This is a genomic window from Pseudomonas sp. SST3 (genome assembly GCF_003325755.1).
On record NZ_QORI02000010.1, the window covers coordinates 181165 to 205425 of the forward strand.

The window sequence follows — 24261 nt, forward strand, 5'->3', positions numbered from 1 at the left end:
TGGTCCAACCTCGGCGTTGCTGCTCGTAGGGTGGGCTTCAGCCCACCGCGCGCCAACCATCGCCCGTGCGAACACCTACCTGTTGCCGCCAGCCGCGGAAGCTGGTGGGCTGAAGCGGAGCGCTGCCCGGCCCACCCTACGACCCTGCATAGGCTGAGCGAGCGGTGGCACGCAGAACCTACCGCGAAAGCATAGTGGTTCGCGCAGCGGATGAGAGTTCGAGTCTGTCCGTTCCACCATTGCTTATGGGCCAACCTCGGCGTTGCTGCTAGTAGGGTGGGCTTCAGCCCACCGCGCGCCAACCATCGCCCGTGCGAACAACTACCCGTTGCCGCCAGCCGCGGAAGCTGGGGGGCTGAAGCGGAGCGCCGCCCGGCCCACCCTACGACCCTTCGCTACTGCGCCAACCAGCCGCCATCTACATTCCAGGCCGCGCCCCGGACCTGCCTGGCCGCCTCGCTGCAGAGAAAAAGCGCCAGATCACCCAGATCCTCGGGCGTGACGAAGTCCAGTGAAGGTTGTTTTTCCATCAGCAATTCGCGAGTCGCCTGATTCGGGTCGCCATGTACTTGGGCCTTGCTGTCGATCTGCTGTTGGACCAGCGGCGTCAACACCCAACCCGGGCAGAGCGCGTTGCAGGTAATCCCGGTGGTTGCGGTTTCCAGCGCAACGGCCTTGGTCAGACCAATCACGCCATGCTTGGCTGCCACGTACGCCGATTTCTGCGCCGAGGCAACCAGACCATGCACCGAGGATATGTTGATGATCCGTCCCCAGTTGCGCTCACGCATGCCGGGCAGTGCCAGACGCATGGTGTGAAACACCGAGGACAAATTGATGGCGATGATGCTGTCCCAGCGCTCGACTGGGAAGTTCTCAACCGGAGCAACATGCTGGATACCGGCGTTGTTGACCAATACATCGAGGGAGCCGAAGTCGCGTTCGATCTGGCTGATCATTTCACCGATCTGCTCGGCATCGGATACATCGGCCGGGTGATGCAACACGGCGGTGCCATATGCAGCCACTCGAGCGATGGCCGCCTCTACATCGCCGAAACCATTGAGCATCACATTGGCGCCCGCCTCTGCCAGCTTGCAGGCGATGCCCAGACCAATGCCGCTGGTTGAACCGGTGACGAGGGCGGTTTTGCCTTTCACAATCATGGCTGTCTCCGACTGCTGCGAGTAACGGTCAAGGCAGGGGCGCGCAGGCCACCTCGCTGACAATCAGAATAGCGGCTGCCGCAAAGGGTGTTGTGTGGGGTCGCGGCAAAGCGTCGCTGTATGGAGCCGGGAACCAATCCGCCGGAACATTCGAGCAGGGCATTCATGCAGTTTTCCTTGTTGTTCTGATCGTTTCTTCCGCTTTCCTGTCGTACCACTGCTAGCGGTACGACAGGAAACAAGCGAGACAGGGAAGCAGAGCGAAAGCCGTGCCAGCCAGGGAAGCAAGCCGCGAAAAGACCGAAGTGCTGCTGCCGGACGCGTGTCTACTTGCCTCAACGAGAAGTTGTCCGCCCTCCTCCCTCCTTCGCCTGAAAAGCCTTATGTCCATCACGCTGGACATGCTCATAGCCTGCGACATAACTGTTCGTCCCATGTCCGCTAGGCTGGACTGTGCAATCGTCACCTTTTGCGGGCATGCTCGATTGCCGCGAGCGATCGACTCGCAAAAGAGCGTCTCGCGATTGGCTCGCTCATCGAATATACCGCCTGCTTCGTTGGCCTCATTTCAGTTATTACTTGCCACTCATCGACAGACGATAAGCGGCTCGAGCTCTTATTGCACCATGGCTTCTCAACCACAAGGCGACTGTAAATGCAGCAAAACAACGCTGTTGTCGTCTCGTTTAATTGCAACTTTCACGACAGAGGGCAAACACCACGGCTGACAAGAAAGACGGCATGAGCGTTAACGAGGCGGGACGCAAAGGCGGCGAAGCAACCTCTGCTTCTCACGATAAAGAGTTCTATCAGGAGATTGGTAGCAAAGGCGGCCAGAATAGCGGTGGCAACTTCGCCAATGACCGCGAGAGGGCGTCTGAAGCGGGTCGTAAAGGTGGTGAGAACAGCCACGGTGGCGGCCGCAACAGCTGACGCGGCTGGGAGAGTACATCACCTGATGAGGCTGGAGCCTGGCTCCCAGCCTCATCTCTTCACAGGAGGATTCGACATGACACGAGGTGTTGGCGGTGAGTCGCCTGCGAACGTAACGACATATTTGAAGGGAATTGACTATCCAGCCAAGAAAGACCAATTGGTGCAACACGCCCAACAAAACGGTGCGGATTCGGAAGTAATAGAAGTACTGAATAACATGCCACATCAGGAATATGGAAATATGGCGGACGTTATGAAAGGCTATGGCGAATCCAGAAACTAAACCTCCCTTGTTTATACGCACTACGAAACTAATTAGCCCTTAGTCTTCAGCGAAGAGTAGTTATATCAACCAAGCCAGCAAGTCTGGCTTGGTTGATGCTGTGTGTCCTCCGCTTAATATGGCGACCGCTAGGCCAGTGACACAAATTCCCGTTTCACTAAGGGCAATCTGCCGCCCAACCTGACGACGGTATGACACCCATCGCTTACCCAGCCAACACGCCATCTACCAGCGCCTTGGCTTCGTCCTGGATGCGTTTGAGGTGCGCCTCGCCTTCGAAGCTCTCAGCGTAGATTTTGTAGACGTCTTCGGTCCCCGATGGTCGTGCAGCGAACCAGCCATTGTCGGTAACCACCTTGAGCCCGCCGATGGCCGCGCCGTTGCCCGGCGCTTCGGTAAGAATCTGCGTAATCGGCTGACCTGCCAATTCATCCGCAGTGACCTGCGATGCAGAAAGCTTGCCCAGCTTGGCCTTCTGCTCGCGATCAGCGGGCGCATCGATACGTTGGTAGACCGGTGCGCCGAAGCGTTCGGTGAGCAACCGGTAACGTTCACCCGGGTCCTTGCCTGTCACCGCTGTGATTTCCGCCGCCAGCAGACCGAGAATGATGCCGTCCTTATCAGTCGACCAGGCGCCACCAGCCTTGCGCAGGAAGGATGCGCCTGCCGACTCTTCACCGCCGAAGCCCAGGCTGCCGTCCATCAAACCGCCAACGAACCATTTGAAACCTACCGGTACTTCCACCACCTGCCGCCCTATTCCCTGGGCGACCCGATCGATCATCGACGAGGACACCAGCGTCTTGCCGATACCCGCCTGGGCGCTCCATTCAGGACGATGGGTGAACAAGTATTCGATGGCTACCGCGAGGTAGTGATTGGGGTTGAGCAGCCCCACCGACCGCGCCACGATGCCGTGGCGGTCGTGATCCGTATCGCAGGCAAAGGACACATCGAAGCGGTCCTTGTTTTCGATCAGGCCCGCCATGGCGTGCGGCGAACTGCAATCCATACGGATCTTGCCATCCCAATCCAGGCGCATGAAGCGAAAGGTCGGGTCGACGCGGGTCGAAAGCACTTCGAGCGGCAGGCCATAGCGCTCGGCGATGCGCGTCCAGTAGTGCACGCCAGCGCCACCGAGTGGATCGACGCCAAACTTCAGCCCCGAACCGCGAATGGCCTCAAGGTCGATCACCAGCCCCAACCCGCCGACATAACTGTCGATGAAGTCGAATCGCTGGGTCGTCGGAGCCTTCAACGCACGGCCGTAGTCCATCCGCTCGACGCCATTGAGCCCTGCCGCCAGCAAGGTATTGGCACGATCCTGGATCCACTTGGTCACGCCGGTATCGGCCGGGCCGCCGTTGGTGGGGTTGTACTTGAAGCCGCCATCGGCCGGCGGGTTGTGCGATGGCGTGATCACGATGCCATCGGCCAGGCCGCTGGTACGGCCCTGGTTGTGTTCCAGGATCGCATTCGAGATCGCGGGAGTTGGTGTATAGCCGGGCTCGCCGCCCGTCTCGGCGCATCCTGCATCGATGCGCGTCTCGACACCATTGGCTGCCAGCACTTCTAGCGCCGAAACGAATGCAGGTTCGGACAGTGCATGGGTATCCATGCCAACGAAGATCGGGCCGTCGATGCCCTGCTCACGCCGGTAGTCGCAGATCGCTTGGGTCACGGCGAGGATGTGCCATTCGTTAAAGCTGTTCTTAAGCGACGAACCGCGATGGCCCGATGTGCCGAACGAGACCTGCTGCGCCGGGTCCGACGGGTCCGGACGCTCGCTGTAATAACGCGAGATCAGGCGCGGAATGTTAGTCAGGGTGTTTTCGTCCGGCAGGCGTCCTGCGTTGAGGTCGAGACTCATCTGTCGTTCCTTTGGAAGGGTGGAAATATCACCTCAGGCAGAACCGTCGGGCCGCACGGGAGGCAACGAATGCAAAAAAGGCCTGGATCAGTGCCCATTTATCTAGGCGCTAAGACCATCACTCCTTGGGCTTTGGTTCCCCATAGCGTCAGCTGAATGTCCAGGCTGAACGGTTGCGCATGATATTGCCCGCCTTGACCACAGCCAAACGCTACGGCCTTCTGAGGGAGGCTGGGCTTTCGCGCGATCCCGCCATGCCCCGTACAGCGCCGGCAACAGCGTCGCGCCTCGTTAAAGCAACGCAACCGACCCTGAACATACTCCGCCTATGCCCGCTTCCGTTCCGAAGCGGATGGCCGCATCCAGAGAATGAATCGTGAACCCCGCCCCACCTCGCTCTCGACGGTTAAATCGCCTCCCAGCCGCTGAGCGATACGCCGGCTGATCGCAAGGCCGATACCGGCGCCGGACTGGGCATCGGGATCCAACTGGGTGTACTCCTGGAAAACCATTTCCTGCTTGTCTTGGGCTATACCCGGCCCGGTGTCGGTCACGGTGAGCGCCACCCAGGTCCCCGCTTGGGGGCCACCTGAATGTCGCAGTTCCGCATCGATGATCACCTGGCTTTGCGGGGCGTACTTCACGGCGTTGGACAGTAGATTGGCCAGGATCTGCCGCAAGCGCACCGGATCCGTTTCAGCCTGCAAACCCTTCGGCACGCGCACTTGCACATCGACACCAACGGCCATCGCCTGTGCTCGAAAATCCTCTGCCACCTCATGTGCCGCCCTGCCGACATCGGTCTCTACGCACTGAAACTTGAAACTTCCCGACTCGGCCCGGGCGAGCTCCAGCAGGTCGTCAATCAGCCCAACGGAGGTACGGATGGCCCGGCGGATTCCCTGGATGCTCTCGCATTGTTTGGCATTGAGTTGGCCGATTCTGCCACTCTCAAGCAGCCAGCAATGCCCATCGGCCGCACTCAGAGGATTCCTCACATCGTGGCTGAAGCCCCACATGAGCCTGGCCCTGCTCTCGGTTACTCGCTCCAGCTCGGCGCGCCGACGATCGGCCTCGGCTCTGGCCTCCCGTTCGCTCTCGAGCAGCCGTTCACGCTCCTCATCGTGTCGCTTTCGTTCCGAGATATCCGTTAGCGTCCCAATCCACCGGACGATTGCGCCAGTGGTGTTCCGCTGCGGCATGGCCTGCCCCAGAAACCAACAATAAGACCCATCGGCCGCCCGAAAGCGGTACTCCACTGCATAGGGCTCACCGGTGCGCAATGATTGCTCCCAGCGCGCCACCGTGCGATCCACATCGTCGGGATGTAACAGATGGAGCCACCCTACTCCCCAGGTATATTCCAGATCCGCTCCGGTGAACTCGTACCAGCGACGGCTGAAATAGGTGTGATAGCCATCGGGGTCGGTGGTCCAGATGTGCTGCGGAATCATATCGACAAGCAGACGGTAGCGCTCCTCGCTCTCCCGAAGCTTTTCCTCTGCCAGCTTGCGTGTAGTCACGTCGCGGAAATAGACCGACAGGCCATCGTCGGAAGGAAACGCGCGGACATCGAACCAGATTCCCAACGGGGGGTAATACTCCTCGAATTCGACCGGCTGCCGGCTCTCCATCGCCAGCTGGAATTCCAGCTGGAACGTAGCGCCGACTGCTTCAGGAAACTCTTCCCAGACATTACGACCGAGCAGGCCCTCGCGAGGTCTTCGGAGTAGCCGCTCCGCTTCCCGATTCAGGTAAGTAAAACGCCACTGGGTATCGATGGAGTAGAACGCGTCGGTGATGCTCTCCAGCACGCTGGAGAGCTGCTTGCGAGCCTCTCGCTCGCCCACGAGAAGCCGCTCGCGCTCCGTATCCGAAACATGCCACATGATTGCCTGGCGAATGGCGAAGCCCGCAAACAGAACAACGAGCAAAGCCACCAGCAAAGTGATCCCGAACTCTGTATCGACGAAGTCGGAATGATAGGCATCAAGCACCAGCCAGCCGAGCAAGAACGGGCCGAATAGCGCGACGAGAATCAACCGACGCAGCAAGTATCCGGCCGTGCTGTCATCCATGTACAAAGCCGCCAGGCCGCGAGACGGTTCGGCGAAAAACGTTCCGATGGCCAGCGCAGCGAAGCAAAGGCCCGTCGCGAATACCCCTCCGCCCGAGGCGTTGGTCCCGCCGACCAGTCGAGAACCATAGGCGTCTGCGACGAGATCTATCAATGCGACCACCATCGTCAAAGCCACACCCAACGCCATCCATGGGCGTAGCCGTCGATATCGGGCATTGAGCAAAAGCAGAGATGCATTGATGAATATGAGACCCGCCCCGGTGGTAAGGCTCGGCCACCGCACTCCCCAGGAAACGACCGCATCACCGGCTCCGCCACCGGCGCGCCAGTTCGCCAGCTGCGCCAGAACCGTGACGAGCCCAAGCGCAAGGCCTGCGCCAGCCGCTACGAAACTAGACACTCGCACGGCCTGACTGCGTGGAACGCCAAAAAGAATCAGGGAAGCCGCGGCCAGTAGCACACCGGCAGAGGTCGTCGGGAGCATCAAGGGCGAGGCGACATAATCTCGCCAAAGCGACACGAATGAGATGAGGGCAATGGCAGCCGCTACGATTGCGCAGCTCGGCGTGATAAGCACGATGAGGAAAGTCTTGCGGTCGATCTTCCGCAGATCCGTCATGAACAATGCCCACCGAGACAGCTGCTTTAAGCCCATGGTGCAGGCTGCTTCCCGAAGCCACAAGCTGCGGCCAGAGGCCACCATGCTTTCGCGAGGTTCACCGGCTTGTCGCTAGCGCTTGCAGCAAGGCGCTACTCGGCTGCCAGTTCTGCATCGGTGAGCGGGCTAATAGTCTGCGCGCCGCCTCAGGCAGGTGGTTCAGGTGTTACACAGGCGCCGGCACCATAGCCGGCGCCTGACTCAAGCGATCAAGCGGTCTTGGGAGCCGTCGAGAGCCCTGCTGGACGTTGTTCGCGAAACGCGAGCAGGAATGTCAGGAACACACCGAGTGCGAACACGGCGGGGAACAGCCAGATACTCTGCCAGTCATGCCCCTCGACCGTGGCGAAGTGATCGGTCACCTTGCCAGCCACCCAGAATCCGATGAGCATGCCGACACCATAGGTCGCCAGCGTGATGAGCCCTTGCGCCGAGCCCTTGAACGTCTCGCCCGCCTTGGCGTCCGTATAGATCTGCCCGGATACGAAGAAAAAGTCGTAGCAGATCCCGTGCAAGGCGATGCCGGCAACCAGCATGAAGAGCAGATCGCCGTTGTTACCGTAGGCGAACAATGCATAGCGCAGTGTCCAGGCGAACATGCCCAGCAGCAGCGTTTTTTTGATACCGAAGCGCTGGATGAACAACGGCAGCAGCAGCATGAACAGCACTTCGGAAATCTGCCCCAAGGTCATCTTGCCGGTCGGGTTGTCGACGCCGATCTCAGCGAGAAACGGGTTGGCGTTCTGGTAGTAGAACGCCAGCGGAATGCAGATCAGCACCGAGGCGAGGAAGAAGATGGCGAAGCTGCGGTCCTTCAGCAGCTTTAGCGCATCCAGCCCGAGCATTTCCTTCAGCCCGCCCTGCTCTGGTCGCGCCAGCGGTGGTGTGCTCGGCAGGCTGAAGCTGTACAGCCCGAGAAGCGCCGACGCGATGGCACACATCAGAAAGGTGTTACGCAGCGCGCCGGCTGTGATGGCTTGCTGAGAATCCCAGCCGAACAGAAAGCTGATGACCAATCCGGCGATGATCCAGCCGACCGTGCCCCAAACGCGAATTTTCGAGAATTCCTGCGCCGGGTCACGCATCTGGCGGAAGGCCACGGCATTCACCAGCGCCAGGGTCGGCATATAGACGATCATGTACCCCAGTACATAGGGGTAAAACACGCCGAAATCAGTCGCCCGATAGAGCTGGAACAACAGCACGGCGCCGACCAAATGAAGGATGGCCAGCAGGCGCTCGGCGTTGAAGTAGCGATCGGCAATCAGCCCGATCACGAACGGCGCCAGGATTGCGCCCCATGACTGGGTCGAAAATGCCATGCCGATCTGGCCGCCGCTCGCGCCCAGGTTGTTGGCCAGAAAAGTACCGAGGGTGACGAACCACCCGCCCCAGATGAAAAACTGCAGGAACATCATCAGGCTCAGCCGTACGTTCAGTGTGCTCATGGTCTTGTCCTTGTTGTTGTGCACGTTTGTTAGCAAAGCGCCTTAATCGAGTCCCAGCAGCCGGCGGTTTCTCGAGGTACTGCTTGTAACCCCGGCGAAATCGTCGAAGGCCCGCGTGGCGCGGTTGATCAACTGCTGTTGAATGAAATGGGCGCCTTCCTCCGCCCCCTGCGCTGCGTCCTTGAGACAGCACTCCCACTCAAGCACCGCCCAGCCGTCGTAGCCGTACTGCGTCAACTTGCTGAATATCTGTTTGAAGTCGACCTGACCGTCACCCAGCGAGCGGAACCGGCCCGGGCGCTCGACCCAATCCTGATAGCCGCCGTAGACGCCAGAGCGAGCATCCGGACGGAATTCAGCGTCCTTGACGTGAAACATGCCGATGCGCTCGTGGTAGCGATCGATGAAGCCGAGGTAGTCCAACTGCTGCAACAGCAAGTGGCTCGGGTCGTAAAGAATCTTCGCGCGGGGGTGTTGGTCGACCGCGTCGAGGAACCGCTCGAACGAGGCACCATCGTGCAAGTCCTCGCCGGGGTGGATCTCAAAGCACAGGTCGACGCCCGCTTCATCGAAAACGTCGAGAATCGGCCGCCAGCGTCGCGCCAGTTCGGCGAAACCTTCATCGATCAGGCCGGCAGGCCGCTGCGGCCAGGGGTACATATACGGCCACAGCAGCGCACCGGAAAAGGTTGCATGCGCGGTCAACCCCAAACGACGGCTGGCCTTGGCGGCAAGCTTCAGTTGATCAATGGCCCACTCGGTACGGGCCCTGGGTTTGCCACGCAATTCCACGGGTGCGAAGTCATCGAACAGGTCGTCGAATGCCGGATGCACGGCGACCAGCTGGCCCTGCAGGTGAGTCGACAGCTCGCTGATTTCGACCCCGGCTTCAGCGCAGAGCCCCTTGAGCTCATCGCAGTAGGTCTGGCTCTCGGCGGCTCTGTGCAGATCCAGGCATTGCGTGCCAAGCGTTGGCAGCTGAACCCCGCAATAGCCGAGCGACGCCGCCCAACCCACGAGATTTTGAAGATTATCGAAGGGCGTTTGCGATCCGAGAAACTGCGCCAGGAAGATAGCCGGACCGCGAATACCCCTGGATGTCTTGGCGTTATCCATGTGCATACCTATCGTTCGGTGGCTGCGAAAGCCGTCCACTTGCTGTCGCTGCGGTGGCTGGCGATGGCCGTTTCGATGAACGCCATGCCGCGTAGTCCAGCCTCAATACCAGGCACATCGGGCGCCGCACCGGTGCGGATGCCAGTGGCGAGGTCGTTGTAAAGATTGGCCATCGCTTCGAGATAACCCTCCGGGTGCCCAGCAGGCAGGCGCAGCCGTCGGAGCGTTTCGTCGCACAGCTCGTGTCGATCGACCCCGGCGCGGAGCACTCTCAATGCCTCGCCAAGCGGGCGATGGATCAAGCTGTTCGGCTCCTCCTGACGCCACTCAAGACCGCCTCGTTCGCCGTAAAGGCGCAACCTCAAGGCGTTTTCCTCGCCAGCGCAGACCTGGCTGGCGATAAGCACGCCACTGGCGCCGTTATCGGTCTGGAACAGCACGGCGCCGTCATCGTCGAGTCGCCGGCCTTCTACAAACGTGCCTAGGTCGGCACATAGACGCTCGATTCGCTGGCCGCTGACGAATTCAGCGAGGTTGAACGCGTGGACACCAATGTCACCCATGCAACCGCTCGGCCCGGCTTGCTCCGGCTCCCCGCGCCAAGCGGCTTGCTTGTTCCCCCGCCCGGCCTGGTCCTCGCTCAGCCAACCCTGCGGGTACTCGACATAGATCTTGCGCAAGCGCCCAAGCATGCCCGTACGCACCATATGCCGCGCCTGCCAAACCATCGGGTAGCCTTGGTAGGTATGCGCCAGCCCATAGAGCCGTCCGCTGCCGGCCTGCGTGGCGGCCAGACGTTGTACTTCGGCCAACGACAATGCAGCCGGTTTCTCGGAAAACACATGGAAGCCCGCACGCAGCGCAACCTCGGCAACGGGTGCATGCAGATGATTGGGCGTGACAATGGCCAGCAGCTCCATGCGCTGCTCCGCAGGTTGCTCCTGCTCACCCGCCAGTAATGCCTCCCAGGAGGGATAGCAACGCTTGGGATCGAGATGCAGCGACTCGGCGCTTCGCCTGTTGTTGTCCGAATCGCGGCTGAACGCGCCGCAGACCAGTTCGATCTGCCCGTCGAGACGCATCGCCTGGCGGTGCACCTGGCCAATGAACGCCCCTTCGCCTCCCCCTACCATGCCCATCCGGACCTTGGCCCGACCGGCTGAAGCCATGTTTGTCACCCCGCGCATAGGTAATCGTTAACCGACGATGTAACCGGTTACATTGATCAGAAAGTAGCAGTAAAGTTTGGGGTGTCAAGCTGGAGGGGATTTCAACAGCAGTCTGCCGTTGTCGCTGCGCCATAGAAGGCCGGCGGGACCTGAGATCAACCTTGAGGATTGGCCGATCGGACGACCGTTACATCCACCCATGAGTCGAACGCTGCTTGTAGAGACTGCGTTACGCTATCCGCTTGCCGGTTTCTTGATGACGACCGGCGCCAATCGCCGAGGGACTATGCCAAACATTCGCAAGGTGGCCGAGCTGGCTGGGGTTTCCGTGGCCACGGTGTCGCGCACGTTGAAGACGCCTGAAAGGGTTTCACCGCTGACTCGTGAGCGGGTGCATCTGGCTGTCGAACAAGCCGGCTATCGCCCCAACCTGATGGCGGTGCAGTTTCGTTCGCGCAGGACGCGCAACCTTGTCGTGCTGGTCCCGGTGATCGCGAATGTGTTCTTCGCCCGCGTGATCAGCGGCATACAGGAAGCCGCGCAAGCCTTCGACTATCGCGTACTGCTATGCGATACCCGAGGCCGAGAAGACGTCGAGACGGCGTATGCCGAACTGGTCCATGCACACCAGGCCGACGGTGTCATTCAACTCCGCGCCTTCAACCCGTTCGGCGAGGACAGCCGTCAGGGTGACAGCCCGCCACCGATGGTCAACGCCTGCGAAGTGCTCGATACACCGCCCTGCCCCACTGTTCGCCTGGACAACCGCGCCGCTGCCCGTGCGATGACTGAGCACCTACTCGAACTGGGCCATCGCCGCATTGGCCTGATCAAGGGTCCGCAGGGCAGCCCACTGACCCGCGAGCGCATCGCAGGCTATGAAGATGCCCTCAAAGCAGCGGGCATCGCGCCCGACCCCAAGCTGCTGTGCCGCGGCAATTTCACCTTACAGGCCGGCTATGATGCCGCCGACCAGCTATTGGGCTGCTCGGACCGACCCACCGCAATCTTCTGCGAAAACGATGAGATGGCGATTGGCGCCATCCAGCGCATCCGCCAGTCCGGCTTACGCGTTCCGCAGGACATCTCGGTCGCCGGATTCGATGACATTCCCTTCGCCGCCTTCTGCGATCCGCCTTTGACCACCATCGCGCAGCCTGCCGAGGCATTCGGGCGACACGCAGTCGAAATGCTGGTGGCTCAGTTCGAGAAGCGCCCTCTCGACACCCCTCATCTGATCCTGCCTTACACACTGATCGTGCGCGGCAGCACAACGGTCGCTACGACCAGTGAGCTTTAAACCGCGCACCAGCTCGCGCCATCAACAAACCATTGCGTAGAGAAACTCATCAACAGCCCTAATGACCAGATCAGCGTGCTCCCGGTGCGGGACATGATGACAAGCCTCTAGCAGCAACGTTTGGGTCACGCCGCTCGCCAGCGCGGCGATATGTTGCGGGTGCACCACCGAACCGTATTCGTCCTCGACGCCGTGGATGGCAAGCAGAGGGCAGGCAAAGCCTGGTGCACTGCCCGCCAGCGTCCAGCCGGCATAGCCTTCAGAAAGCCAGGTTTCGATCCAGGCCGAGAGCACCCACTCGGCTTTTTCGCCGTGGTATTTGCGTAACCGATCCAGCTGGCCGGGTTCTGCAAACGCGGCTTGGGCCTGGCGGATGCCTCGCAGGGTCCGGTCTTCGACAAAGGCCTGGGCCGATTCGGTGATCAGTGCACGGCAATTTCGCGGGTAGCGCGCCGCCACGCTCGCTGCCATTGCGCCGCCCACGCTATGGCCGAACGCGACGAAATGTTCGATATCCAGGCCTTGCCATACAGGCCGGAAGAAGTACTCGGCTTCATCGCGGATGAAGTGAGGCGACCAACCACCTGGATGCGAAGCGGATCGGCCGAAGCCAAGCCGGTCATAAGCAATCACATCGCGTGCGGTGGCGGCCGCGAGCCGCTCGGGGAAATCGCGCCACAGCTCAACGCAGCCGAGCGAATCATGTAGCAGGATGATGGGTGTCTTGCGCGTCTGGTTGGTGCGCCAACGACGAGTGAAGACATCGCCATGTTCGGTGGGAATATAGCGGTCGTCGATTTCGATGTTCATCGTTTGCATCCTTAGCACGCGTGCCAACGCTGGATGTTTTCGCGGCACAGGAGTAGGCATAACAGCCCGTCGCTCTCCACCGAGCCCCGTGCCTCAAAAAGCTGGCTTCAAAGTACAGATCTCGCCGCGTCAGATCAGACGTCTACGTTATGTGTGCAGCGCTCGTCGCGAACGGCCAGCCAGTCGGACAACTGCTAGCGCGCCCCGGCCATAGGACGCGCTTTTGACGCCCGGTTTCAGCGGACCGCCGCGGCCGGTTGCTGTAGCGCCGTCTTTTCCCGATCGCGCAGCAGGAATCGCTGGATCTTGCCGCTCGGGGTTTTGGGCAGCTCGTCGACGAACTCGACTTCGCGCGGATAAGCGTGAGCGGACAAGCGCGTACGCACATGTTGCTGCAGCTGTTCAGCCAGCACCGTGTCGCCGTTCTGGCCGGCATGCAGCACGACGAACGCCTTTACCAGCTCGGTGCGCTCCGGATCGGGCTTTCCGATCACTGCCGCTTCGATCACTGCGGGGTGTTCGACCAAGGCGCTCTCGACATCGAAGGGACCGACACGGTAGCCGGACGTGGTGATCACATCGTCGGCACGGCCCACGAAACTGATGCTTCCATCAGTATTCATCTCGACCGTGTCACCGCTCAGGTAGTAATTGCCGACGAAAGCCTTGGTCTTGATGCCGACGTAGCCCGAGAACCAGAGCAGCGGTGATCGACTGCGATCCAGCGCAAGCATGCCGGGCTTGCCAGGCTCAAGCTCACGCTGCTGATCGTCCAGTACTACCACGCGGTGTCCGGGCATGGCGTAGCCTGCGGTGCCGATACTGACCGCATGATTCAGTGCGTGGTGATTGCACAACACCATGCCGAGCTCAGTTTGCCCATAGTGGTCGTGGATGGTGCAGCCGAGGCCGTCGCGGAACCAACGGATGACCTCGGGGGTGAGTGGCTCGCCAGCGCTGCTCACGGCGCGCAGGCGACCTTTGATCTGGCCTTCCACCTCGCTTCTGGCTGCTAGCAACAGTCGGAATGCAGTCGGGGATCCCGCCATGTTGGTAATCGCATAATCGCGCACGACGCGACAGGTGCTTTCGACGGTGAAGCCGCCTTCATAGAACAGCGTGCTGTGCCCCATTGCCAATGGTCCGGTGACGGCGTAGTACAAGCCGTAGGCCCAACCCGGATCGGCGATGTTCCAGAAGTTGTCCTCGGGGCGAAGGTCAACCGCATCCCGCATGTAGGTGACGAAGGCAACGATGGCTTTAAGCGGCACATGCAGCTGTTTTGCCGGCCCAGTGGTGCCGGAGGTAAACATGGCCAGAAAAGGCGCCTCGCCATTCAGCAACACCGGCTCGAATTCGGAGGATTGGCGATTCACCTGAGTCCAGAAGTCCTCCACACCGTCACCCACCACAAGCCGTCGCGGCGCTGCCTCGATGGCATCCAGCTTCTCGCTGTTAACCGCGTCGGTGACCACCATCTTCGCGCCGGACTCTTTGATACGGTGCTCGACCGCTTTGGGGCCGAAGGCGGTGAAAAGCGGCTGGTAAATGGCTCCGAGGCGCCAGGCGCCAAGGATGGTAACCAGCAACTCGGGAGTACGCGGCAGCAAGCCGGCAACCGTATCGCCCGGCTGTATGCCGTAGCCGCTCAGGAGATTGGCGAAACGAGCAGCGGCAACCTTGAGCTGAGCGAACGTCCAGTCGGCACGCTGGCCGTCGCGACCTTCCCAGCGCAGCGCGATTTTGTCCGAATCCGCATGACGATCACAGCATTCGACGCAAGCGTTCATGGCAGACAGGTTGCCTGAAAGAATCTCCGCTACCGTGTGGTCGTAGTCGAATTCGCTGGCCGCAGTGACATAGTCGCGCATGGCTGGCTCCTGGATTTATTGTTTTTTGGTCCTTGGATATTGGCTCCGCGTGGCTCAGGCAACAATGGCAAAAGCCTTCAAACTGGGTGAATGTTTTGGACAAGCATCGCCGGCCTGACGGACGGTGTGCCCGGCCGTCGATAGTCAGCAATTCCAGCGGTTGAGATCGCCTTGATATGGGACCGGCTGCGGAGAAAAGATGAGCCATATTGGCGCGAAGCCGCAGTGCTCACCCTCACCGATCCGTCGGTTTCAGCCTTCCGGCAACTTCGCGATCACCTTGATTTCGAACTGGAAGCCATAGAGCCAGGTGACGCCGACAGCGGTCAGCGTTGGGTGCGGCGCGTGCCCCCAGTACTCGGGCACGACCTTCCAGATGGTTTCGAACGTCGTCTGCGGATCGACCATGAACACAGTGACGTCAGCCACATCATCGAACGTGCAGCTCGCTGCTTTCAGGATCGCGTTCAAGTTCTCGAATGCGAGCCGCACCTGAGCCTCCAAATCAGGCTCCGGCGAGCCATCGTCACGGCTGCCGACCTGTCCCGAAACGAACAGCAAGCCATTAGCGCGGATCGCTGGCGAATAGTGATTGCGCTCGTAAAGCGCCTGGCGCCCGGGTGGAAAAACGACGTTGCGCTGGTTCATTGAATACCTCCTTTATGGGTCGTCGCCGACCGTGATTCACAACGAGTTGAATCTTGGCGGGCCGCCCCTTACGGATAAACTGGCGCGTCTATCCATCACTGTTTGCAAAATCCAAACAATCACCGAATCCGGAAGCGAAAAATGGACCGTTTTGATGCGATGAGGGCATTCGCCCGGGTGGTGGAAACCGGCAGCTTCACCAAGGCGGCCGAAACCCTGCACATGAGCAAGACCACCGTGACGCAACTGGTGCAGCAGTTGGAGGCTCGGTTGCGCGTCAGACTGCTTAACCGCACCACACGCAAGGTCAACGTCACGGCCGACGGCGCCGCCTATTACGAGCGCGTACAACGCCTGCTGGCCGACCTGGATGACGCCGAGACCAGCCTGTCCAGCGCCGCGGCATTGCCCAGGGGCCGGCTGCGGGTAGATGTGCCCAGCCCCTTTGCTCGGATGATTCTGGTGCCGGCTCTGCCCGCGTTTCATGCGCGGTACCCAGACATTCAGCTGGACATGGGCGTGAGTGATCGCACGGTCGATCTGATCGGCGAGAACGTGGACTGTGTCGTGAGAGGTGGCGAGCTCACCGACCAGTCGCTGATGGCGCGGCATATCGGCGACCTGCGGCTAGGGGTCTATGCGGCGCCGAGTTACCTGGAGCGCGCCGGCAAACCCGCTCACCCGCGGGAACTGCAGGACACGCACCACCGCATTGTGGGCTTTCTCTGGGCACGCACCGGCAAGGTTTTTCCCTATTCCATGCACTGCAACGGTGAGAGCATCAAGGTACTGGGCCGCTATGTGCTCTCGGTCGACGATGGCAATGCCTACCTCGCAGCCGGCTTGGCCGGCATGGGTGTCCTCTGGCTACCGGACTACATGTCCAGAGAACACCTGGAGCGCGGCGAGCTGCTTCCTCTTTTCGAAAGCTGGCAACTCGACCCGATGCCCATGTACGTCGCCTTTCCCCCGAACCGGCATGTCAGCGCCAAGCTGCGCGTGTTCATCGACTGGGTCGCTGAGCTTATGGCGCAGCATGCTCCTGTAACCCGCCGGCACGGCATCTAGCGTGGCCGCTTGACTAGGCAATCGGCCATCGCACAGCTAATTGGGTTCAGTCACGGCAGCAGAGAGGCCAAGGCGGACAGCAACAGCATCGCTGCCAGACTCCGATTGAACATGATTCGGCGTGCTCGGGGCGTCAGAAATGCGGCCGCGCCTCGTCCGAGCAGTGCCCAGGCCGCCAGACACGGCAAGGAAATGCAGAAGAACATCAGCGACAGTTGCGCCACGTCGTGCCAGCGCTCCGTACCGGGCCGGGTGAACACGCTTATCACCGCAACAGCCATCATCCAGGCCTTGGGGTTGATCAGTTGCAACCCTGCCGAGGCCAAAAAACCGAGACGCGGCCCGGCAGCCTGCCCATTGCGGTGCTCGGGCTCAGGGGTCCAATAGATCTGCCAGGCGAGATGGCTCAGCCATATGATGCCGAGCCCCTTCATCAGCGTTTGCAGCATAGCGTGGGCCGCCACCGCATCACCCACCCCGACACCTACGGTCAACACCATCAGCGCGGCGCCGGCGCAGCCACCCAACACGATCGGCAAGGCACCGCGGAACCCGAAGCGCACGCTGTGATTGAGGACCAGTACGTTGGTCGGCCCCGGCGTAATCGACGCGACGAAGGCGAAAAGGGCAAAAGGCAGTAGCTCGATCATCTCAGGCACCGCCTGCAGTTGGGTTGAGCAAGGGCGTATCGAAAATTTCGCTCATCGTGGTCCGGCTCCTGTGTCACTTAGGGGCCAGTCTGAAGATCGTCTGATCAGACGTCTGGAAGATTCGAGCAGCGCATGCGGTAATTTGCCGGCGTCAGGCCATAGGCGCGCCGAAACCATCGGCCAAGGTGGCTCTGGTCGGCAAAACCGAGAATGGAGGCTACCTCGGCGGGCGCCTTTCCTCGGGCCAGCAGATAGCGCGCCTTGGCCAGGCGCAGCTGGATGAGATACGCGTGTGGCGCAAGCCCGAATGCCGCCTTGAACGCCCGCGACAAGCGAAAACGACTGACGCCAGCCAGCACGGCGAGCTCGTCCAGCCCTATATCCTGGTCGAAGTGTGCATGCAGGTAGTCGCGAGCGCGGATGGCAACACGCGGCAGACGCGGGTCGTCCTGCCGCTCCTGTCGCCAGCGTAAATGACCGCTCAGGTTAAGCAGGAGCGTATCCAGCGCGGTCTCGCGCACGATGCGCAGGTCGCGCTGTTCCAGAGCATGGAAGGCACTGGCAATGGCGGTAAGCAACTGCGGGCGCTCGGTGAGCGTGGTAGCGAATCCGGGGTCACCGCGGATCAACGGCGTATCGTCCAACGTGCGCAACTCCCGCTCGAACCAGGCAGGCTCCAGATACAACATCGAATAGGTGAATCCGCCGTCGGCAGGCGCATCGCCGTCATGGATTTCGCCGGGTTCAAGCAGAAAAATCCGGCCCGGTGTGCTCTGGTGCACCGCGCCCCGGCAGCTGAACTGCTGAACGCCCTGTTCGGTAAAACCAATCAGATAGCTGTCATGCCAATGAGGGTCGTAAGCATGCCCCTCGAAGTGCGCGCGGATGGTTTCGATGCCGGTATCGGCATCCTGGCGGAGGGAGATCCAGCTGCGATCATCGGTGTGCATCAAGCGCTCGGGCAAGAGATATCGGCATGCAAGAAGACGAGCCTAGTTCCGAGCCCAAACTCATGTCTGGAACATTCGTGCAGCTTAGTTCGGCTCTCAGGCATCGCCGAAACAACTGATGCAACGGCAGCTGCTGCGCACTGTGACGGCTGATCAGCACCAATTCACGATAGAAGGTGGCACTGCCGAGCGGCAGTATGCGAACCGTCGGTTCGCGCTCCAGCCACAATCCGGCTTTGGGCACCAGCGCAACGCCCAGACCGCTCTCGACCATCTTGACGATGGCCTCGAGTTCGTCGATTTCGAGCCCTGAGTGTGTCTCCAGACGGTGCTTGCGCAGAAAATGGCTGACCTGCCGACCACCAAACGAACTCCGGTCGTAACGCACGAGAGGATGCTCGGTAAGCAACTGGAACGGGTCGTCACCCTCGACATTCAGGGGCGCAATCAGCACGAACGGCTCCTGCTGAATCAGCTCGGCGTGTAGCTCCTTGGGCAGCGCGAAGGGTGGGCGAATCATGACTGCTAGATCGATATCACCTGCATCGACCTGCGACAGCAGATTCAACGAAACACCAGGGACCAGCTTCGGCGCGACACCGGGCGCCTCATGACGCAAACGCAGCAGTACTGGCGGCAGCAGGCCAGTCTGCACCGTAGCGATGGCGCCAATGCGCAGATCGCCTCGGAACTCGGAAAGCGACTCCGGCTGTCCCATCAGTGCGAATGTTTCGAGGATCTGCTCGGCCAGGGGCAGCGCGCGCTCCCCGGCGGCGTTGAGATGCGCCGAGCGCCCCGTCCGGTCGAACAGACGCAGGCCTAAAGCCTCCTCGAGATTTTTAATCTGGGCGCTCACCGCCGATTGCGTAAGCCCAATCTGATTGCCCGCCGCCGCGAAGCTGCCGCAGCGGGCAATGGCAAGAAAGGTTTTGATCTCTCGTATCATGGACAGCGCTCGTCTGATCGAAATTTTTAAGGCTCGCAACAAAACATATCCGTTGTGGCCGGGTGCGACAACTCGGCCAGAATGAACGCCGCCGTCCCACTAAAAGAAGGAAGCCCGATGAGCCTTTCCCCTTTTCACCTTGCGATTCCCGTTTACGACTTGCCTGCGGCCCGCCATTTCTACCGAGAAGTATTCGGCCTCGCCGAAGGACGCTCATCCGAGCATTGGGTCGACTTCGACTTCTACGGGCACCAACTCGTCATCCATGAGCATCCAAAGACCCAATCCCAGGATGCGGCACACACCAATGCAGTGGATGGCCACGACGTGCCGGTGCCCCACTTCGGTATCGTCCTGAGCTGGCCAGAGTGGGAAGCCTTGGCCGAGCGCCTGCGTTCGCTGGGCACTCAGTTCGTCATCGAGCCTTATGTACGCTTCAAGGGCCAGGTCGGCGAGCAGGCCACCATGTTCCTCTTCGACCCGTGCGGCAATGCGCTGGAATTCAAGGCCTTCAAAGACATGAGCCAGCTGTTCGCCAAGTGACTAAGGTTGTTACGGGCCGAGCGACATGGCGACCGGTACGTGACGCGTAGATGGGATGAAGTCGGCCAGTTGGGTGCGGCATCGCGGCTCGCCTTATAGCGGTGACCTCGCCCTGCGCCCTTACCGAGACGAATAAATGGATTCTCGTAAACCCTTGGACGCGATGGCCGTCGGCCTGATGCTGATGCTCTGCCTGATCTGGAGCATGCAGCAGATCGCGTTGAAGGCGACCGCGGCGGATTTTTCGCCGGTATTGCAGATTGCCCTGCGCTCGGGTGCGGGAGCGTTGCTGGTCGTGTTACTGATGCTCTGGCGTGGCGAACGACTGACCATCGCGCAGGGTATGTGGAAGCCTGGGTGTCTGGCCGGCGTCTGCTTTGCGCTGGAGTTTCTGCTGGTTGGCGAGGCCGTTCGGCACACTTCGGCGGGGCATGTCGTGGTATTCGTCTACACCGCGCCGGTATTCGCCGCGCTCGGCCTGCACTGGAAGCTGCCGAACGAACGCCTGGCTCCGCTACAGTGGATCGGCATAGGCCTGGCCTTTGCGGGAATCGCGGTGGCCTTTCTGCGGGGCGCTAATGCCCAGGCCGGTTTGTCCAGCGTGCTATGGGGTGACTTCCTCGCCCTGCTTGCTGGCGCTGCCTGGGGATCGACCACAGTGCTGATCCGCGCTTCTCGACTGTCCGCGCTACCCGCAACCCAGACGCTTCTGTACCAGCTGGTGATGGGTTTCGCCCTGCTGCTACCGATCGCCCTCCTGATCGGCCACACCACGTTCAACCCAACCCCGTTGGTCTGGCTGAGCCTGGGTTTCCAATCACTGATCGTCTCGTTCGCCAGCTTCCTGCTCTGGTTCGCCCTGCTGCGCCGTTACCTCGCCTCGCGCCTGGGCGTGCTGTCCTTTCTTACGCCATTGCTGGCCGTCGCGCTCGGGGCCTGGTTGCTGGCCGAGCCCATCGAACCGGGCTTTTTGGTCGGTGCGGTGCTGGCGCTGAGCGGCATCATGCTGGTCAGTGGCCACGGCTGGCTTGCATCGGTCACGAAGCGCTAGCTGCACCCACGAGCATCGCCCAGGTTCATTTCCTAAGTGCATAGACGTACGCCTCGACGGTCTCGCCATTGGCGAGTCGAACGGCAGTCGGTGTGCGTAAATAGGCGTCGCCCTCGAACTCATCGAGCACTGGCCAATGCGCAGCGAGTTGCACGGAACTAAAGACCAGGCCATCGATCGTTTCACCCTGCTCGTCCAGATCGAGCCCGGGGAACCCCATCGCTGCACCCCATCCTTCCGCGCGTAGCGTTCCCGTCACGCTCGCCGGCTGCCAGTGGCCGGGCACCTCGGCCAAGATGTGCTCATTCGGCCGGCCGGGCGCGAGTGATCCATATACAAACAGTCTTTCCATCTTCCAGCCTCGTCTCGATGGCAGCGCTCCCCCGCCATGCAACATGAACGTGGTCCATCGCCATCCGGGGCATGAATAACAAGCGGTGCGGGCGGGGACGCTTGCGTCTGCAAGCATCCAGCTACCTATTCGGTGCTGGCTCGCCTGCTGGCTGGCCCAACATTTAACCCATCATTCGGGCAACGCTCTGCATGCCCTGTCGGTGAACTAAGGTCTGCACGGGCCGCGCGCCCTGCTCAGATCCCCATCGATGCACACGTATCGTCCTATGTGGATTTGCGTAGCAGCTCTTGACCTTCCTGCGTCATCAACGCTTTTCCTCACCCCCTGATAAACGGAAGGCTAAGGTTGGAGCCCCTTTGACTGGCTTCAATGCGACTCAGATTCGCCATCTGTTCAGTGATTGCCTGGTTGTCAGCAGCCTGGACCTGACCGATCAATACCAGGGCGACCGCGGTCGAGAAGGGAGCATAGTGCATGCTCAGAATCCTTGGAGTGGGTGGAGGCAGGATTCTCCTCACAAGACCGCACGCGGGGTATGAACCGTATGATGGATTCAGACAGGCAGGCTATTGGTAGTAACCCGGTGGTTGTCATATGGCCCAATAACTGAAACCGCGACTCCGGCGCTGCGTCGCTATGTCGTTGGGCACGTGCTCTGTGGTTGAAGAGATTCTGCGTCTGAAGGCCAGCCGACAAAATGCGAGGTCAATGCACCACTTTCGTACTAAGCGACAAGCCTGTTCTGACCGATAGCGGACGCTTGGAATGGAGAGCAAAGCTCCTCGCACCGGCGAACCCAGAACAGACTGGGTACAATTGGCGCTCAATTACGCAGGGTCATGCAGATTGGATGCATCGAACAAGGAAATCACAACAATGGCGTCCCCTAACAAACAGCAAAAGCGCGCCCAGCGGGCTAAAGCCAAGGCCCAACAGAACCGTTCAGGTAAGACCAGACCCAATGACCTGCATCCGTTGCTGGCCAATCCGCTGATCAATGAGCCGTTCGACGACGTCGTGATCGACCTGAGCACCTTCGACTTCAAAGACATCGAAGAGAACGGGTTCGACCCGGCGCACTTTGATGATCTGTTCCAGGCAATGAACGTCGCTGAAGGCATCAGCCTGCTAGCGATGTGCCTGGTGTTCCTGCAGTACCCAGTGCTGGAACTGGTGGTCGCCGAGGAAGCAGAAGAAGCTGCTATCGACTTCATGATGGGCTTGCTGATCGTTTACCGCGGCATGTTTCACGGTGAAGACGAAGACACAGCATTGAACTGGGTTGGCGACGACGCCTTCCAGAGTGCCTATAACGAAGCGTCCCTGATTCTGCAGAAGAAGAACACTCGGCGCACTTCGGCAAACCGGTATTAGCCGCGCGCGCCGCCTTCTGCCTACACATCGACACCGATGGGCGGCTTTATTAGAACGGTTATGCTCGAACGCTGGCCCGCCGCTACTGCTGAAGAAGCGTTGCCACGTTGCTGTTGCCGCTTTGAGTCGCGGTCAGACTATTGCCTATCCCACTTTGACTTAGATTCAATCGATTCATGCTTCCTGATTGGATGATGCTCGTCGCTTGATCAACCCCGGACTGAGTGATATCGATCGCGTTATCGTTGCCCTGGCTGATAGCCGTTACATGATGAGCGTCCCCGCTCTGGCTCAACACCAGATCAAGGCCGTCGCCAGTCTGCTCATGAAACAGCTCATTGTCATTGCCGACCTGGGACACTAATATTAGGTTCTCGTTGCCCTCCTGCGTCATTGATTGGTCGCTCCCGTCAGCGGTGCCGTTAATCACATTACCTGTCCCCGCCTGGTAGAGTTCGACATCGTTGTTGTAGCCATACTGACGGACGCGGGTCAGGTTCGATTCGCCCACCTGGGCGATCGAGGCACTGTTGTATTCGAGCGCCTGCTGGCTCAAGGCATAATTGCCATTGCCTTGCTGGCTAATCGTAATCGTCGAAAAGTTATTGTGAACATAGCTCTGATCGGCGTGCGCTTCGTTGTTGTCGCCCTCCTGTCGAACCGTGCTCAGCAACTGTGTACCGTACTCGGCGGTGCTGGCCCAATTCCCGTCACCGCGCTGATAGATCGTGGTCACGCTGTCGCCCCCCCGCCATTGGGACATGCTGGCGTGATTGTTGTCGCCAAAGGTCTCGAATGTCGCCGACGCGTTGTTCGTTTCCCTTTGAATCCCACCCCCGGTGTTGTTATTACCTTCCTGATAGGTGGAGATCGAAGAGTCGACGCTGTCGAACTGCCCGTTGTAATGATGATTGCTATTGCCGACCTGCTCAGCGCTGATCACACTTCGGCTGCCCCTGAGTTGCAGAATCAATGAACTGTTGCGATCACCTTGCTGGATGTCGACAAGCTCGCTCCCGGTGCTCGCCTGTCGAATCGTGGAAGTATTGAAATCCCCTGTCTGCACATGGCGAACGCGATCGCCAATCCCTTCCTGAGTTATCGTCGTCGCATTGGCATAGCCTTCCTGAATCAGCTCGACGCTATTGTCTTGCGCATGAACTGAAAGAACCTGCACCGTCAAAACGGCGGCGGTTGAAAGTTTAGCGAGCGTCATGACGGGTCCACTCCGTAATCGTTTTTACGCAGCAATTAAGAGGGTAGCGGCTGGGTGATGCGAAACCAGCACCTGAACGTTAGCTGGTAAGGGAGTGCTCGCGGCGGAAACAGCCTAGCGGGCAAGATCGATTCGTCATAACGGAGGGCGCGGCAGAAACTGCTGATTCTGTTTCAGCGCTTGGGCTGCATTGTAAAAACCGCTCGATGCGGCGCGCGCCAACGCGCCGCCTACACTGACTCGTCTGGCGCCCATGACTGACAGCTCTTTCACCCCTACGCCAACCAGCTGCCGGAAAACGCCGCACCGCTGATCGCTGGCCTGGCCACGGATTACAGCCACGTGCTGGCTGCCGCCACTACCAATGGCAAGAACTTCCTGCCGCGCGTCGCTGCTCAGCTGGACGTCGACCAGATCTCCGAGATCAGCGCCGTCGAGAGCGCTGATACCTTCAAGCGCCCGATCTATGCCGGCAACGCCATCGCGACTGTTCAATCCAGCGCTGCGATCAAGGTCATTACCGTGCGTGCGACCGGTTTCGATCCGGTCAGTGCCGAAGGTGGCTCGGCCAGCGTCGAGCAGGTATCCGGTACTGGCGATGCGGGTGTTTCCGCGTTCGTCGGCGAAGAGCTGGCCAAGTCTGATCGTCCTGAGCTGACGGCTGCCAAGATCGTCGTCTCCGGCGGGCGTGGCATGCAGAATGGTGAAAACTTCAAGCATCTTTATTCGCTGGCCGACAAACTCGGTGCTGCC

Annotated in this window: 21 protein-coding genes and 1 pseudogene; 8 read left to right on the forward strand and 14 right to left on the reverse strand. The window is 60.3% G+C overall.

The window, feature by feature from the left end; all coding sequences use genetic code 11:
• Positions 1-395 precede the first annotated feature (395 nt).
• Positions 396-1166 carry a 3-hydroxybutyrate dehydrogenase gene (locus DQ405_RS12600; RefSeq protein WP_168424548.1) on the reverse strand — a complete coding sequence of 257 codons (771 nt, stop codon included), beginning with the start codon at positions 1164-1166 and terminating at the stop codon, positions 396-398.
• A 741-nt stretch (positions 1167-1907) separates the two neighbouring features.
• Between DQ405_RS12600 and DQ405_RS12605 the strand changes: the two genes are divergently transcribed.
• Positions 1908-2099 (forward strand): general stress protein, encoded by a 192-nt coding sequence (locus DQ405_RS12605; RefSeq protein ID WP_168424549.1) that lies wholly within the window; start codon positions 1908-1910, stop codon positions 2097-2099.
• A gap of 76 nt (positions 2100-2175) precedes the next feature.
• On the forward strand, positions 2176-2385 hold the full coding sequence (locus DQ405_RS12610) for a DUF2795 domain-containing protein (protein ID WP_168424550.1): 210 nt from the start codon (positions 2176-2178) through the stop codon (positions 2383-2385).
• A 205-nt stretch (positions 2386-2590) separates the two neighbouring features.
• On the opposite strand, the gene pgm is transcribed toward DQ405_RS12610, so the two are convergent.
• The 5 genes from pgm to DQ405_RS12635 form a co-directional block, all read right to left on the reverse strand.
• Complete coding sequence (pgm, locus tag DQ405_RS12615) at positions 2591-4255, reverse strand: phosphoglucomutase (alpha-D-glucose-1,6-bisphosphate-dependent) (protein ID WP_168424551.1); 1665 nt, start codon at positions 4253-4255, stop codon at positions 2591-2593.
• A 326-nt stretch (positions 4256-4581) separates the two neighbouring features.
• Positions 4582-6954, reverse strand: coding sequence for a PAS domain-containing sensor histidine kinase (locus DQ405_RS12620; RefSeq protein WP_168424552.1), 2373 nt, complete (start codon positions 6952-6954; stop codon positions 4582-4584).
• A 248-nt stretch (positions 6955-7202) separates the two neighbouring features.
• The gene (locus DQ405_RS12625) at positions 7203-8441 is read right to left on the reverse strand and encodes a nucleoside permease (RefSeq protein WP_168424553.1); all 1239 of its coding nucleotides are present in this window, start codon (positions 8439-8441) and stop codon (positions 7203-7205) included.
• 42 nt (positions 8442-8483) lie between these two features.
• A complete protein-coding gene (locus DQ405_RS12630) occupies positions 8484-9557 on the reverse strand; it encodes a sugar phosphate isomerase/epimerase family protein (protein WP_168424554.1) in 1074 nt (357 codons plus the stop codon).
• 8 nt (positions 9558-9565) lie between these two features.
• Positions 9566-10726, reverse strand: coding sequence for a Gfo/Idh/MocA family protein (locus DQ405_RS12635; protein ID WP_168424555.1), 1161 nt, complete (start codon positions 10724-10726; stop codon positions 9566-9568).
• Positions 10727-11012: 286 nt separating this feature from the next.
• Between DQ405_RS12635 and DQ405_RS12640 the strand changes: the two genes are divergently transcribed.
• Positions 11013-12026 (forward strand): LacI family DNA-binding transcriptional regulator, encoded by a 1014-nt coding sequence (locus tag DQ405_RS12640; protein ID WP_168424556.1) that lies wholly within the window; start codon positions 11013-11015, stop codon positions 12024-12026.
• A 21-nt stretch (positions 12027-12047) separates the two neighbouring features.
• Here the strand turns inward: DQ405_RS12640 and DQ405_RS12645 are convergent, their stop codons facing one another.
• The 3 genes from DQ405_RS12645 to DQ405_RS12655 form a co-directional block, all read right to left on the reverse strand.
• Positions 12048-12836, reverse strand: a complete 789-nt coding sequence (locus tag DQ405_RS12645; RefSeq protein ID WP_168424557.1) for an alpha/beta fold hydrolase — start codon at positions 12834-12836, stop codon at positions 12048-12050.
• A 236-nt stretch (positions 12837-13072) separates the two neighbouring features.
• The gene (locus tag DQ405_RS12650) at positions 13073-14707 is read right to left on the reverse strand and encodes an AMP-binding protein (RefSeq protein ID WP_168424558.1); all 1635 of its coding nucleotides are present in this window, start codon (positions 14705-14707) and stop codon (positions 13073-13075) included.
• Positions 14708-14959: 252 nt separating this feature from the next.
• Positions 14960-15355: a RidA family protein gene (locus DQ405_RS12655; RefSeq protein WP_168424559.1), complete on the reverse strand. Its 396-nt coding sequence runs from the start codon at positions 15353-15355 to the stop codon at positions 14960-14962.
• Between the two features lie 141 nt (positions 15356-15496).
• Here DQ405_RS12655 and DQ405_RS12660 point away from each other — a divergent pair, with 141 nt between their 5' ends.
• Entirely contained in the window at positions 15497-16423 is a 927-nt protein-coding gene (locus DQ405_RS12660) for a LysR family transcriptional regulator (protein ID WP_168424560.1), read from the forward strand.
• 50 nt (positions 16424-16473) lie between these two features.
• Here the strand turns inward: DQ405_RS12660 and DQ405_RS12665 are convergent, their stop codons facing one another.
• The 3 genes from DQ405_RS12665 to DQ405_RS12675 form a co-directional block, all read right to left on the reverse strand.
• Entirely contained in the window at positions 16474-17073 is a 600-nt protein-coding gene (locus DQ405_RS12665) for a LysE family translocator (RefSeq protein WP_168424561.1), read from the reverse strand.
• A 104-nt stretch (positions 17074-17177) separates the two neighbouring features.
• Entirely contained in the window at positions 17178-18023 is an 846-nt protein-coding gene (locus DQ405_RS12670) for an AraC family transcriptional regulator (protein ID WP_168424562.1), read from the reverse strand.
• Positions 18010-18969: a LysR family transcriptional regulator gene (locus DQ405_RS12675; RefSeq protein ID WP_168424563.1), complete on the reverse strand. Its 960-nt coding sequence runs from the start codon at positions 18967-18969 to the stop codon at positions 18010-18012. Before DQ405_RS12675 ends, DQ405_RS12670 begins: the two co-directional genes overlap by 14 nt.
• Positions 18970-19086: 117 nt before the next feature.
• On the opposite strand from DQ405_RS12675, the gene DQ405_RS12680 reads away from it, so the two are divergent.
• Positions 19087-19512: a VOC family protein gene (locus DQ405_RS12680; protein ID WP_168424564.1), complete on the forward strand. Its 426-nt coding sequence runs from the start codon at positions 19087-19089 to the stop codon at positions 19510-19512.
• Positions 19513-19648: 136 nt separating this feature from the next.
• Positions 19649-20563, forward strand: coding sequence for a DMT family transporter (locus tag DQ405_RS12685; protein WP_168424565.1), 915 nt, complete (start codon positions 19649-19651; stop codon positions 20561-20563).
• 25 nt (positions 20564-20588) lie between these two features.
• Here the strand turns inward: DQ405_RS12685 and DQ405_RS12690 are convergent, their stop codons facing one another.
• Positions 20589-20915 carry a gamma-glutamylcyclotransferase family protein gene (locus DQ405_RS12690; RefSeq protein ID WP_168424566.1) on the reverse strand — a complete coding sequence of 109 codons (327 nt, stop codon included), beginning with the start codon at positions 20913-20915 and terminating at the stop codon, positions 20589-20591.
• A gap of 879 nt (positions 20916-21794) precedes the next feature.
• Between DQ405_RS12690 and DQ405_RS12695 the strand changes: the two genes are divergently transcribed.
• A complete protein-coding gene (locus tag DQ405_RS12695) occupies positions 21795-22292 on the forward strand; it encodes a hypothetical protein (RefSeq protein ID WP_168424567.1) in 498 nt (165 codons plus the stop codon).
• Between the two features lie 82 nt (positions 22293-22374).
• On the opposite strand, the gene DQ405_RS12700 is transcribed toward DQ405_RS12695, so the two are convergent.
• Entirely contained in the window at positions 22375-23508 is a 1134-nt protein-coding gene (locus DQ405_RS12700) for a hypothetical protein (RefSeq protein ID WP_168424568.1), read from the reverse strand.
• Positions 23509-23784: 276 nt separating this feature from the next.
• Here DQ405_RS12700 and DQ405_RS12705 point away from each other — a divergent pair.
• Positions 23785-24261 (forward strand): annotated as a pseudogene (locus DQ405_RS12705) (electron transfer flavoprotein subunit alpha/FixB family protein); the annotation flags it as partial.